We start from the raw sequence: 12821 nt of genomic DNA on the forward strand, positions 1-12821 counted from the left end.
TCCGTCCGCCGCTCGTGCGTCGGACGCTCGCTCCCCGGTCCTGTCGCCGGTCCCTCCCGCTCCGTCAGCCACCCCCTCCCCCGCGCGCCAGCACCCCTCCCGCCAGCCCGATGACCACCGGCAGCACGCCCACCGCGATGAACGCGGGCAGGAAGCACAGGCCCACCGGGGCGGTCACCATGACGGCCGCTCGACGGGCCCGGGCCGTCGTGGTGCGGGCCCAGTCGGCACGGGCCTGGGCGGCCAGCCGGGCAACCGGGCCCGCCGCCGGCAGGCCGGACACCTCGGCCCGTTCCAACAGCCGTGCCAGGGGCAACGCCCCCGGCACGGCCGCCAACCCTCGCCAGGCACCGTCCGGTTCACCACCGAGGCGCACCTCCGCGGCGCCGCGTCCCAGCGCGTCTCCGACCGGACCGCCCAGGGCGTCGCCGACCGCCCGTGCGGCCGTGACCGGGCTCGCGCCCGCCGCGATGCAGGCCGCGAGGAGGTCCGCTGCCAGCGGCAGTTGGCGGGAGGCCGCCGCGGTGGCCGCTTCCGCCGCCGATGTTCCAGCGGCCGAGCGACGGGCATTCCAACGCCACAGTGCTCCGGCGCCCACCAGTCCCACCAGGACTCCGGCCACACCGCCGATCAGGGTCCAGCCGACGCCCACCGGGCCGAGCAGCGGCAACCACGGGCGGACGGTGCTCAGTACCTTGCTGTGTCGCGGGGCGGGAGGAGCCGGCTCCGGTGCCAGCAGACCGGTGATCCTTCTGCGCAGCACCCGCTCCCGCCGGGTGGCGGCGAGGCCGTGCGTCAGCCGGCCGACGAGCAGCACCATCCCCACCACGATCCCCAGCCTGTGGACGAGGTCGCCGTTCACGACGCCGCCTCCGCTCCGCGCACGATCCGCGCCACCCACCAGACGCCCAGTCCCTCCAGCAGCCCGCCGGCCAGCAGGCAGCCCAACCCGGCTCCGGTGTGCAGCAGCACGTGCAGGGGGTCGGACCCGAGGGCGACGCCGAGCAGGAGGCCGAAGGCCGGAAGACAGGCGAGCATCACGGCCGTGGCCCGAGCACCCGCCAGCTGGGCCCGCAGGTCGGAACGCTGGTCCCGCTCGGCGCGCAGCGCCCCCTCCAGCCGGTCGAGCCCGGCCGCGAGCCCCGCGCCTTGGTCGACCGCGACCCGCCAGCACGCCGCGAGACCCCGCAGCCCCTCGGCACCGGGTTGCCCGGCCGCCGCCGCGAGCGCCCCGGGAACGTCCCCGCCGAAACGGGCTGCCGCCAGCACCGCCGCCTGCGCCTCACCGAGCCCGCCGGAGTCGTGCGCGGCGCGACGGTGTCCGACGGGATCGTGCACAGCGGAGTCCCGTGCGGCACACAGCAGCGCCTCGCCCGGTTGCCGCCCCGACCGGACCTCTCCGGCGAGGGTCCCGCACAGCGCGATCACCGCGTCCTGCCGGCGTTCCCCGGCCCTGCGCTGCCGGCCGGCCAGGCGGATCCGCCGCAGCATCGGCACCCCGGCCGCTCCCGCGACGATCGGCAGCACCGAGTCACCCAGGAGCGCCAGGACCAGCCCGGCGGCCAGTGACGCCCACTCGGGCCTCAGCCGGCCACGGGCACGCCGCAGCCCGTCGGTCACCCGGCGCGCCGGAGACGGCGGCCCGGCGCCGCACGCGCCGCCCGCACCGCCTGCTCCGCCGGTCCCAGCCGTCCGGCCGGTCCGGCTTTCGGCGAGCACCAGTCGCGCTCGCCGGACGCCGGAGTGCCATCCGCCGGCCAGCCACGCGGCCGCTCCCAGGCACACCAGTGCCACACCCGTCGACACCTCGCCCGTGCCCGTCATGAACGCCCCGGTCATGGCTGTCCCCGTCATGGCCGTCACCGTCATCGCTGTCCCCGTCATGGCCGTCACCTCTGCGTCTCTCGTGCGGCGGCCCGCTCTTCGAGCCCTGCGGCGCGCAGCAGCTCCCGCAGCCGCGGCCAGCCGCGTTCGGCCACGAAGGCCTCCGCTCCCCAGCGCAGCGCCGGTACCGTCCGCACCAGCCCGGACGGGTCCCGTTCCAGTACGTGCACCTCGGCGATCCGGCGCCGGCCCGTGCGGTCACGGACCAGGTGGAGGACCACCGACAGGGCCGCCGCGAGCTGACTGTGCAGGGCCGCGCGGTCCAGGCCGGCGGCCGTGCCGAGCGCCTCCAGCCGGGCCGGGACGTCGGCGGCCGCGTTGGCGTGCACGGTCCCGCACCCGCTGTGCCCCGTGTTCAACGCGGCGAGCAGATGGGCCACTTCGGGGCCGCGGACCTCGCCCACGACCAGGCGGTCCGGGCGCATGCGCAGTGCCTGCCGCACCAGGTCCTCGAGCGTGACCAGGCCCGCGCCCTCCTGGTTCGCCGGTCTGGCCTCCAGACGGACGACGTGGGCATGGTCGGGTCGCAGTTCCGCCGAGTCCTCGGCCAGCACGATGCGCTCGTCCGGTCCGACGAGCCCGAGCAGGGCGCTGAGCAGTGTCGTCTTGCCGCTGCCGGTGCCGCCGCTGACGAGGAAGGACAGCCGGGCCCGCACGAGGGCGCACAGCACGCGGTCACCTCCGGGCGGCACCGTGCCCGCCGCCGCCAACTCGTCGAGCGTGAAGGCGCGCGGCCGCACCACTCGCAGCGACAGGCAGGTGCAGTCGACGGCGACCGGCGGCAGCACCGCGTGCAGCCGGGTGCCGTCGGGCAGTCTGGCGTCCACCCAGGGGCGGGCGTCGTCGAGCCGGCGCCCGGCAACGGTGGCGAGGCGCTGCGCGAGCCGTCGTACGGCCCCCGCGTCCGGGAAGGCGACCGGCGCCAGCTCCAGGCCACCGCCGCGGTCCACCCACACCCGGTCCGGTGCGGACACCAGTACGTCCGTCACCGACGGGTCGGCGAGCAGCGGCTCGAGGGGCCCGCTGCCGACCAGTTCCGACCTGAGCTGCTCGGCGGCACCGAGGATCTCGGCGTCCCCGAGCACCCGCCCCTGTTCCCGCAGGGCCTGCGCCACACGCGCGGGCGTGGGGTCCGCTCCGCTCTCGGCGAGCCGGCGCCGCACGCCGTCGAGCATCCCGGCCACGGCCGGCGTATCCGGGACGGCACCTTGGCGTCTCCGCAAAGTCGCCGAGTTCGCCGAAGAGGTCGAACGGGTCGAAGGGATCGAAGAGGTCAAAGTCCTCGCCGAGGACCGCACGGAAGCCGCGCCCAGCCCCAGTCCCGGTCCCAGTCCCGGTCCTGAGGCCGCTCCCGGCAATACGGCGGACGCCGGTCCCATCGACGGCTGGGCGACGCGGGGCGCAGCCCGTTCCGCAGGCGCTCCGCCAGACACGGCTCCGGACCGTCGAAAGGCCCAGCCCGGCACCGCCCGCGCGGCCGGCTCCTCGCGCACCGCCGACGCCGTCTGGCCCACCGGCGTCCCGGGACTTGTCCCGCCCGCGTCCTTCCCCGGAGTCGGCCCGGCGGGGACCCCCGACCTCCCGCCCGGCTCCCCCACACTCGTCACGTCCATCTCGACCCGTCTTCCGTCTCTCGCGGCGACCACCCCGGCCATGTCCGTCATGCGGCGCTCCCTCCTCGCCCGTCGGTTTCCGCCAGCGCCCGCTCCCAGAACTCCCGGCAGAAGCGCGCCAGCGGGCCGCGGGAAGGCGTGCCCGGGGGCCGTCTGCTCTCCGTGGCGCGCAGCAGCCCGGACTCGACCGGCACTTCACCGGCGAGGGGGAGGCCGAGCAGCCGGGCCACCTCGCGGTCGTCGAGTCCGGAGGCGTACGGCCCGCGTACCGCGATGCGCAGGTCGCGCAGGACCATGCCGACCGCGGCGGCCACTCGGCCCGCCGCCGCGACGGCCCGCAGTTCGGCGGGGACGACGAGGATTCCGACGTCGAGCTGCGCGAGGATCTCTGCGACGCCGTCGTCGATCCGGCGTGGCAGGTCCACCACGACCGTGCCGCCCCTTCGCCGGGCCGCCGCGAGCACCGCACGTACGGCCTGGGGCGGTACCGCGACGCAGTCCCCCCGGTCCCAGCTGAGCACCCGGAGCGAATGCAGCTCGGGCAGCGACTCCTCCAGGGCGCCGCCGCCGACCCGCCCGCGGGAGGCCGCGAACGCCGGCCACCTCAGCCCGTCCGCCGTCTCGCCGCCGAGAAGGACGTCGAGGCCGCCACCCATCGGATCGGCGTCCACCAGCAGACTGCGCAGCCCCTCCCGCGCGGAGGTGACGGCCAGCGCGCAGGCCAGCGTGGACGCTCCGGCGCCGCCCCGGCCGCCGATGACGCCGACGGTGAGGGCCGGGCGGCCGACGCCCTCGGCGACGTCGGCGATGCGGTCGACCAGCCATTGCTCGCCGTCGGGCAGCATCAGGACATGATCGGCGCCGATCTCGACCGCCCGCTGCCAGACCCCCGAGTCGTCCTGGTCGCGGCCCACGAGGACCACTCCGCGTCTCCGGACGGCTCCGCGGACCCGGCGCGCCGCGTCGTCCCCGACGAGGACCAGTGGCGCGGCCTCCCAGCCGGCCGGCCGCGCGGACCCCGAGGGTGTCGGGGTCGTTGAGGACGTCGCCGCGGGAGTGAACACCGCGGGTGCCGAAGGGGACGTCCCGGGCAGCGAGTGGTACACCTCCGGCGTGGCGCCCGCGGCGGCGCACAGGCGCAGCAGGTCGTCGAGGAGGTCCGGGTCCTCGGTGACGATCAGGGGCCCGCTCTGTCGCCCTCCGGCGGCGGGCGGCGGGTCGTGCGTGATGGTTCCGGTCATGGTTCGAATCCCCCTTCGGCGCGACGCCCGCGGTCGCGCGGTGTTCGCGGCACTGCTTGATGCCGTGTCTCGTCTCTTGACGCCGTGTCTCGTCGTCTCGTGACGAGCGGCCGACAACACGCGTTCGGCAAACAGATCCGGCCAGAGAACTCGGCGCGGCCCGAACGCATGGGAATCACGGTGCAGCGATCCGGGAAATCGTGTGGATCTTGGTCAAAAACTGTGGACAACTCGATGGTTGTGAATATCGACTCACTCGAACCGGTGAGCCGTCTCCGGCCCCGCCCCACTCCGCGCACGACTCCGCACGACTCCCGGAGAGCAGTCCAGTAGTCACACTGGGTAGTCGAACGCGCCCGCGACAAGAAACGGGCCCCGCGCCGCAACGGCACGGGACCCGATCATGGGAAGAACGCAAAAACCCACCCGGACATGCGACGACCCCCGCCGGGGGGGAGAGCGGGGGTCGTCTCCACGGCCGACTCGGGGGGGGGAGGAGTCGGACCGGGTTAGCACGGTCGCGAACGATCCGTGACTTCCATGGTGTACCCGAGAGCCTTCTCAGGCAAACCCACGCGCCCCACCTTACGCCGAATGGGCTGCGCCTATGCTCAGGCTTGTGGAAAACCACTCCTTGCCCCACTCCGCGCCCCACTCCATGCCCCGCACGGCGGCCTTCTTCGACCTGGACAAGACGGTCATTGCGAAGTCGAGCACGCTCACGTTCAGCAAGTCGTTCTACCAAGGCGGGCTGATCAACCGCAGGGCCGTGTTGCGCACCGCGTATGCCCAGTTCGTCTTCCTCGCCGGCGGAGCCGACCACGACCAGATGGAGCGGATGCGGGAGTACCTCTCCGCGCTGTGCCGCGGCTGGAACGTCCAGTTGGTCAAGGAGCTGGTCGCCGAGACCCTGCACGACCTGATCGACCCGATCATCTACGACGAGGCGGCCTCCCTGATCGAGGAGCACCACACCGCCGGCCGCGACGTCGTGATCGTGTCCACGTCGGGCGCCGAGGTCGTCGAGCCGATCGGCGAGCTGCTCGGCGCGGACCGGGTGGTGGCGACCCGCATGATCGTGGGTGACGACGGCTGCTTCACCGGCGAAGTGGAGTACTACGCGTACGGACCGACCAAGGCGGAGGCCATCCGGGAGCTGGCCGGGTCCGAGGGGTACGACCTGACCCGCTGCTACGCCTACAGCGACTCGGCGACCGACCTGCCGATGCTGGAGGCCGTCGGGCATCCGCACGCGGTCAACCCGGACCGGGCGCTGCGCCGGGAGGCTCTCGCGCGCGAGTGGCCGATTCTGGACTTCCATCGTCCGGTGCGGCTCAAGCAGCGGCTCGGGGGCTTGTCCGTGCCGCCGCGGCCCGCGCTCGTCGCCGCCGCCGCGATAGGCGCCGCGGCCGCCACCGCCGGCCTCGTGTGGTACGCGAGCCGACGCCGGTCCACGGCGGCCTGACGGGCCTGACGGGCCTGATCCGCCGGGGCTCGGCCCGCCCGGGCAGGGGCCCGGCGGGTCAGGCCGTCAGGGGCCCTATCAGCCCTTTCACCGGCGTATGAGCGCGAAAGTAAAGAAGTGCGGGGAAACCTTCCGCTTGCTCGGGCCCAGGAGTACAAAGGACTCAACGGCCCGCGAGACCAAGGACATCCGAAAGGATCACCTTAAACACGCATTTGGCCCCACGGACCGAGCACGGACACCGGGCACCCACGCGACGTCGACCCGTCGATTACGGGCCAGCCGCACCAGGTGACGGGCGAAGTTTCCGACCTGATGGGCACATAACCGAGGACGCTTGGTAACCCGGTGGTCGTGCCAGCGGCGGTACGAGCACTCGTACCGCCGCATTTCTGTCTGTCGGGCCCGCCCCGCGACCCCTACGCCGCCCCGCGCTGGAGCGCCTCGCACACCGCCGTCGACTCGCGGGCACCCAGGGCGACCGCCTTGCCGCAGTGGGCGATCCAGGCGCCCATGCCCTCCGGGGTCCCGGACACGTAGCCGTCGAGCGCCGCGAGGTACGCCGCGCGTCCCAGCTCGGCGTAACCGACCTCGGCCGGGCACACCGACTTGGGGTCCAGTCCGCTGCCGACCAGGACGATGCGCTCGGCCGCGCGCGCGACCAGTCCGTTGTGGGAGGTGAAGGGGCGCAGCGCCAGCAGTTCCCCGTGCACCACGGCGGCCGTCACCAGCGCCGGCGCGGACCCTCCGGCGGTGACGAGCCCGGCCAGGCCCTCCAGGCGGCCGTGCGCCTCCTCGGCGTCGGGCAGCGGCAACTCGACGAGCGGTTCGTCCACCGGCTCGTCCTTCCGGCGGGGCCGCCCCACCTCGTCGTCCGGGTTCGCGGCCGCCACCAGGTGCAGCCGTGCCAGCACTCGCAGCGGCGACTGGCGCCAGATGGACAGCAGCTGTCCCGCCTCGGCGGTGAGACGGAGCGCGGCGCCGACCGTGCGCGCCTCGTCGTCGCCGCTGAAGTCGCTGCGCCGGCGCACCTCCTCAAGGGCCCAGTCCGCCCCGGACAGCGCCGCCGAGCCCCGGGCGCCGCGCAGGGCCGCCTCGGAGGTGATCTCGTTGCTGCGACGCCGCATGATCCGGTGGCCGTAGACCCGGTCCACGGCCTTGCGTACGGACTCCACTGACTCGGCCACCCCGGGCAGGCCGCCCAGGGCCGCGAGCGGATCGGCGTTCGCGCCTGTCGTACTCATGGGTAAGACCCTACGCAAACCCGCGCCGCGCCCCACGAATGAGTGGTCTTCTTCACCCCGCACCACGCTCGCGTGCCACGTACAGCTATCGACCCACTACCGTTGGTGAACATGAAAATTGCTTTCGTCGGGAAGGGCGGCAGCGGCAAGACGACCCTGTCCTCCCTGTTCGTCCGCCATCTCGCCGCCACCGGCGCACCCGTCGTCGCGATCGACGCCGACATCAACCAGCACCTGGGGGCCGCGCTGGGCCTCGACGACGCGGACGCGGCCGCCCTGCCCGCGCTCGGCGAGCACCTGCCGCTGATCAAGGACCATCTGCGCGGCACCAACCCGCGCATCGCCTCCGCCGAGCAGATGATCAAGACGACGCCGCCCGGCGAGGGCTCGCGCCTGCTGCGGGTGCGCGAGGACAACCCGGTCTACGACGCCTGCGCCCGGCCGGTGGAACTCGACGGCGGGGCCGTCCGCCTGATGGTCACCGGCCCCTTCACGGACGCCGACCTGGGGGTCGCCTGCTACCACTCCAAGACGGGAGCGGTGGAGCTGTGCCTGAACCACCTGGTCGACGGCCGTGACGAGTACGTCGTGGTGGACATGACCGCCGGTTCGGACTCGTTCGCCTCCGGCATGTTCACCCGCTTCGACATCACGTTCCTCGTCGCCGAGCCGACCCGGAAGGGGGTCTCCGTCTACCGCCAGTACAAGGAGTACGCCCGGGACTACGGCGTCACCCTGAAGGTCGTCGGCAACAAGGTGCAGGGACAGGACGACCTCGACTTCCTGCGCGACCAGGTCGGGGACGACCTGCTGGTCACCGTCGGGCACTCGGACTGGGTGCGCGCCATGGAGAAGGGCCGCCCGCCCCGGTTCGAGCTCCTGGAGGAGGTCAACGGCCGGGCGCTGCGCACCCTGCACACGGCCGCCGACGCGACGTACGAGCTGCGGGACTGGGCGCGTTACACACGGCAGATGGTCCACTTCCACCTGAAGAACGCCCACAGCTGGGGCAACGAGCGCACCGGAGCCGACCTGGCGGCGCAGGTCGACCCCGGTTTCGTGCTCGGCGAGGAGGTCACCGCCCCCGCGTGACTGTCGCGTCCCTCACGGGGTGCGGGCGGTGTTACTGCTTGGCGGCCGGCGCCCCGGGCACTCCCTTCGGCGCCGGCGCGGGCGCGGCGGAGAGGAACGACGCCCAGCCCTTCTCGGGAGCCTCCCCGACGCCGAGGGTGCGCAGCTTCTTCAGCACCTTCGGGTCCTGGGCGTCGAGCCAGTCCGCGAGTTGCCGGAAGGAGACGCAGCGCACCTCCTTCTTGTTGCACACCGTCTCGACGACCTCTTCGACGGCGCGCATGTAGGTGCCGCCGTTCCAGGACTCGAAGTGGTTGCCGATGATCAGGGGCGCACGGTTGCCGTCGTAGGCCCGCTCGAAGCCCTGGAGCAGGCTGTCACGCATCTGGTCGCCCCAGAACTCGCGCTTGTCGGGGTCGCCCTGGGTGGCGCTGCCCGACTGGTTGACCATGTAGTTGTAGTCCATGGTCAGCTGCTCGTAGGAGTGGCCGGGGAACGGCACGAGCTGCATCGACAGATCCCACAGGCCTTCCTTCTTCGACGGCCAGACCTGGTTGTTCACCCCACTGCTGTCGTAGCGGAAGCCCATCTGGCTCGCGGCCTTGACGAAGTTCTTCTGGCCCTCCAGGCACGGGGTGCGGGCGCCGATCAGCTCCTTGTCGTAATCGAAGGGGAGCGGCGCCGCGTTCTTCATCCCGGTGTTGGTCTTCCAGGTCTTCACGAACTGCTTGGCCTGCTTGATCTCCTCCTTCCACTCCTCGACGGACCACTCGCCGACCCCGCCGTTCGCACCGCAGAAGTGGCCGTTGAAGTGGGTGCCGATCTCGTTGCCCTCCTGCCAGGCCAGCCGCAGCTGCTTGACGGTGTCGGTGATGCCCTGCTCGTCGTTGAAGCCGATGTCGGAGCGGCCCGGGGAGTGCTGGGGCGGGCTGTACAGGTCCCGCTTCTCGGTCGGCAGCATGTAGACGCCGCTCAGGAAGAACGTCATCGTGGCGTTGTTCTCCTTGGCCACTTCGCGGAAGTGGGAGAACAGTTTCTGGCTGTCCTCACCCGCGCCGTCCCACGAGAACACCACGAACTGCGGAGGCTTCTGGCCGGGCTTGAGGCGCTCGGGACGGGGCAGGTGCGGCTGGGCCCCGGTGTACGCGGTGGAACCGTCGCCGATCAGCCGGACCGCGTTCTTCGGCGCCGGCGCCGCTTTCCCCTTCTCCTTTTCCGGACCTTGCGTGCCTTCCCCGGAACCGGTGCCGTCGTCGATCGCGCAACCGGCGAGCGACGCGGCGCAGACCGCGGCGACCACGGCGCGCGCGGCCATCCTGCGGGAGGCCATTCTGCGGGTGGCGGCCATGTCCGCCCACCTTCTTCCTTCTCTCGGGCCAACGCCGACAAGGCGATGTCGGGTGCTGAGCCGGGCCGTTCCGTCAGCGCCGTCAAGGTGACACGGAAATGAGAAGGAATTAGTACGACAAGCCGATGAAATGCTCGATTCACTCGACTACGCGGGCCGTTACTCCATTCGCGCTAAAAACCTATGCCTCTTCTTTACTCTGAATTACTCTCTATTTACTCGCTGTAATCGAACGAACACACAGGAGTCGGGAACATGTCAGCCTGCGTCCCCGCCCGTGCCGATTCGGCCCGGACCAAGCACGTCCACCCACCCCACAGCCCGCCGCCCGGCGGCCGCCGGCGCTTCCGCGTCGCCGGCGCCGACGTCTCGGCCGCGATCGCGGTCTTCCTGATCGCCCTGCCCCTCTCCCTGGGCATCGCCCTGGCCACCGGCGCTCCCCTCCAGGCCGGCCTCGTCGCCGCCGCGGTGGGCGGGATCGTCGCCGGACGGATCGGCGGCTGCCCGCTCCAGGTCAGCGGCCCCGCCGCCGGACTCACCGTGGTCACCGCCGACCTCATCCAGCAGTACGGCTGGCGTACGACCTGCGCCATCACCGTGCTCGCCGGACTGGCCCAACTCGGCCTCGGCTGCCTGCGCGTGGCCCGCTCGGCGCTCGCCGTGAGCCCCGCCATCGTGCACGGCATGCTCGCCGGCATCGGCGTCACCATCGCCGTCGCACAGCTGCACATCGTCCTCGGCGGCACCCCCCAGAGCTCCGTGCCGGACAACCTGGTCGCGCTGCCCGCCCAGTTGGCGAACGTCCACCCCGCCGACCTGGCCGTGAGCGTGCTGACCCTGACCCTGCTGCTGCTCTGGCCCCGTATCCCCGGCCGGGCCGGGCAGCTGCTGGGCAAGCTGCCCGCCGCCCTGATCGCCGTCGCCGGAGCCACCGCGGTCGCCGCCCTCACCGGGCTCCTCCTGCCCAAGGTCGACCTGCCGTCCTGGAGCAGCCACGCCCTGGCCACCCTGCCCGACGGGCCGGTGCTGGGCCTCGTCGCCGCCGTTCTCACCACCACGCTGGTGTGCAGCGTGCAGTCCCTGCTCGGCGCCGTCGCCGTGGACAAACTGGTCGCCGCCCGGCCCGCCACGACCGGTCACGTCAAGCGTTCCAACCTCGACCGCGAACTACTGGGTCAGGGTGCCGCCAACGTCGTCTCCGGGTCGCTGGGCGGGCTGCCCGTCGCCGGTGTGGCCGTGCGCAGTTCCGCGAATGTGGCGGCGGGCGCCGTCAGCCGGAACTCCACGATGCTGCACGGCGTTCTCGTAGTGATCGCCGCACTGCTGCTGGTCCCGGCCCTGGAGCTCATCCCGCTCGCCTCGCTCGCCGCCCTGGTCATGACCGTCGGCTTCAAGATGGTCTCGCTGAACCACATTCGCACGGTGACCCGCCACCGTGAGGTGCTCGTCTACGCGGTCACCACCTGCGGCGTGGTGTTCCTCGGCGTCCTGGAGGGCGTCGCGCTGGGCATCGCCGTAGCCGTCGGTGTCGCCCTGCACCGCCTCACCCGCACCCGGATCACCCACGACGACGCGGAGGGAGTCCATCACGTACATGTGCGCGGCCAGTTGACGTTCCTCGCCGTGCCGCGGCTCAGCCGGGTCCTGCACCAGGTGCCCCACGGAGCGGACGCGGTCGTGGAGCTGGACGGGTCGTTCATGGACCACGCGGCGTACGAGACGCTGCAGGACTGGCAGAAGACGCACACCGCCCAGGGCGGCGCCGTCGACATCACCGGCCGTCGTCCCGGCACCCGCATCTCCGAGCCGGCCGAGGTGGACGGCTGCCGCTGCCGCCCCTGGACGCCGTGGCGCAACCACCAGTGCGAACGCCCCTCGACAGCACCTCCACCCGGCACGGACCGGCAGCCCACCACCGACGGTCCCCACGGCGCGGCCTCCGGCCCGACGACCGGCAAGAGGACAAGCAGGACGACCGGCACAGCGACCACCCCGGCCGCCGCCCCGGGCCCACCCGGCACCCCCGACGGATCCGCCCGCGTCACGAGAGCCACCGGACGTGAACTCGCCCGCGGCATCAGCGCGTTCCATCGCAACACCGCACCGCTGATGCGCCGTGAGCTGGCCCGGCTGGCGCGAGAGGGACAGCAGCCCTCCCAGCTGTTCCTGACCTGCGCGGACTCCCGGGTGGTCACCTCGATGATCACGTCCAGTGGCCCCGGCGACCTGTTCGTCGTGCGCAACGTCGGCAACTTCGTACCGCTGCCCGGCGAGGAGAGCGGCGACGACTCGGTGGCCGCCGCGATCGAGTACGCCGTGGACGTGCTGAAGGTGCGGTCCATCACCGTGTGCGGGCACTCCGGGTGCGGGGCCATGCAGGCGCTGCTCGGCGCCGGGCCGGGAGACACGCGCACTCCCCTCCAGCGGTGGCTGCGGCACGGACTGCCGAGCCTGGACCGCGTCCCCGCGGAGACGCACGCGGACGCGGACGGGGACGCGCACGAGGACGAGGACGCGCACGCGAGCGGCCACCGCCCTGACCGGCCGCCCCTGCCCCGGCTGGCCGGACGCGCGCCCGCCGACGCGGCCGAGCGGCTGTGCCTGGCCAACGTGGTCCAGCAGTTGGAGCACCTGCGCGCCCACGAGTCGGTGGCCCGCGCGCTGGACGCCGGGGACCTGGAGCTGCACGGCATGTACTTCCACGTCGGCGAGGCCCAGTCGTACCTGCTGTCCGAGGACGCGAAGGGCGGCGTGTTCCAGCTGGTGCTGGAGACCGACCTGACCGCCTGACCGAGTGCCCCACTGACCGACCCACTGACCGCCTGACCGCCTGACGGTCCGGCCGTCCGAGCGGCGGTCCGGGCAGAGCCGAGGCGCGGGCCGGTGTGAGCGGCGTTACACACGCTGAACCCCGCGCCGTCGGCGTCCGTGGGTACGGGTGACCACGGACCACGA

At 72.8% G+C, this 12821-nt stretch carries 9 protein-coding genes; 3 read left to right on the plus strand and 6 right to left on the minus strand.

Features of this window, described 5'->3' with window-relative positions; translation table 11 throughout:
• Window positions 1-64 precede the first annotated feature (64 nt).
• From D1J63_RS16820 to ssd, 4 genes are all read right to left on the minus strand, one after another.
• A complete protein-coding gene (locus D1J63_RS16820) occupies window positions 65-862 on the minus strand; it encodes a type II secretion system F family protein (protein WP_125629630.1) in 798 nt (265 codons plus the stop codon).
• A complete protein-coding gene (locus D1J63_RS16825) occupies window positions 859-1824 on the minus strand; it encodes a type II secretion system F family protein (protein ID WP_197923530.1) in 966 nt (321 codons plus the stop codon). The genes D1J63_RS16820 and D1J63_RS16825 overlap by 4 nt, the downstream gene beginning before the upstream one ends.
• 65 nt (window positions 1825-1889) lie before the next feature.
• Window positions 1890-3059: a TadA family conjugal transfer-associated ATPase gene (locus D1J63_RS16830; RefSeq protein ID WP_164713190.1), complete on the minus strand. Its 1170-nt coding sequence runs from the start codon at window positions 3057-3059 to the stop codon at window positions 1890-1892.
• Window positions 3060-3544: 485 nt separating this feature from the next.
• A complete protein-coding gene (ssd, locus tag D1J63_RS16835) occupies window positions 3545-4738 on the minus strand; it encodes a septum site-determining protein Ssd (RefSeq protein WP_125629632.1) in 1194 nt (397 codons plus the stop codon).
• A gap of 607 nt (window positions 4739-5345) precedes the next feature.
• On the opposite strand from ssd, the gene D1J63_RS16840 reads away from it, so the two are divergent.
• On the plus strand, window positions 5346-6203 hold the full coding sequence (locus tag D1J63_RS16840) for an HAD-IB family hydrolase (RefSeq protein WP_206436775.1): 858 nt from the start codon (window positions 5346-5348) through the stop codon (window positions 6201-6203).
• Between the two features lie 419 nt (window positions 6204-6622).
• Here D1J63_RS16840 and D1J63_RS16845 read toward each other — a convergent pair whose 3' ends face one another.
• Complete coding sequence (locus D1J63_RS16845; protein ID WP_125629634.1) at window positions 6623-7447, minus strand: Fic family protein; 825 nt, start codon at window positions 7445-7447, stop codon at window positions 6623-6625.
• A 111-nt stretch (window positions 7448-7558) separates the two neighbouring features.
• On the opposite strand from D1J63_RS16845, the gene D1J63_RS16850 reads away from it, so the two are divergent.
• On the plus strand, window positions 7559-8539 hold the full coding sequence (locus tag D1J63_RS16850; protein WP_164712861.1) for an ATP-binding protein: 981 nt from the start codon (window positions 7559-7561) through the stop codon (window positions 8537-8539).
• A gap of 31 nt (window positions 8540-8570) precedes the next feature.
• Here the strand turns inward: D1J63_RS16850 and D1J63_RS16855 are convergent, their stop codons facing one another.
• A complete protein-coding gene (locus D1J63_RS16855) occupies window positions 8571-9866 on the minus strand; it encodes a hypothetical protein (RefSeq protein WP_125629638.1) in 1296 nt (431 codons plus the stop codon).
• 255 nt (window positions 9867-10121) lie between these two features.
• Here D1J63_RS16855 and D1J63_RS16860 point away from each other — a divergent pair, with 255 nt between their 5' ends.
• Complete coding sequence (locus tag D1J63_RS16860) at window positions 10122-12656, plus strand: SulP family inorganic anion transporter (RefSeq protein ID WP_125629640.1); 2535 nt, start codon at window positions 10122-10124, stop codon at window positions 12654-12656.
• Window positions 12657-12821 lie beyond the last annotated feature (165 nt).

The sequence above is a fragment of the Streptomyces sp. KPB2 genome (assembly GCF_003950055.1).
GTDB classification, from domain to species: Bacteria; Actinomycetota; Actinomycetes; order Streptomycetales; family Streptomycetaceae; genus Streptomyces; species Streptomyces salinarius.

Bases quoted from the DNA above. Each gene is read 5' to 3' on its own strand.
- D1J63_RS16825 (WP_197923530.1), bottom strand. From the start codon at position 1,824: ATGACGGGCACGGGCGAGGTGTCGACGGGTGTGGCACTGGTGTGCCTG.
- D1J63_RS16830 (WP_164713190.1), bottom strand. From the start codon at position 3,059: ATGCTCGACGGCGTGCGGCGCCGGCTCGCCGAGAGCGGAGCGGACCCC.
- ssd (WP_125629632.1), bottom strand. From the start codon at position 4,738: ATGACCGGAACCATCACGCACGACCCGCCGCCCGCCGCCGGAGGGCGA.
- D1J63_RS16840 (WP_206436775.1), top strand. From the start codon at position 5,346: ATGCTCAGGCTTGTGGAAAACCACTCCTTGCCCCACTCCGCGCCCCAC.
- D1J63_RS16845 (WP_125629634.1), bottom strand. From the start codon at position 7,447: ATGAGTACGACAGGCGCGAACGCCGATCCGCTCGCGGCCCTGGGCGGC.
- D1J63_RS16850 (WP_164712861.1), top strand. From the start codon at position 7,559: ATGAAAATTGCTTTCGTCGGGAAGGGCGGCAGCGGCAAGACGACCCTG.
- D1J63_RS16855 (WP_125629638.1), bottom strand. From the start codon at position 9,866: ATGGCCGCCACCCGCAGAATGGCCTCCCGCAGGATGGCCGCGCGCGCC.
- D1J63_RS16860 (WP_125629640.1), top strand. From the start codon at position 10,122: ATGTCAGCCTGCGTCCCCGCCCGTGCCGATTCGGCCCGGACCAAGCAC.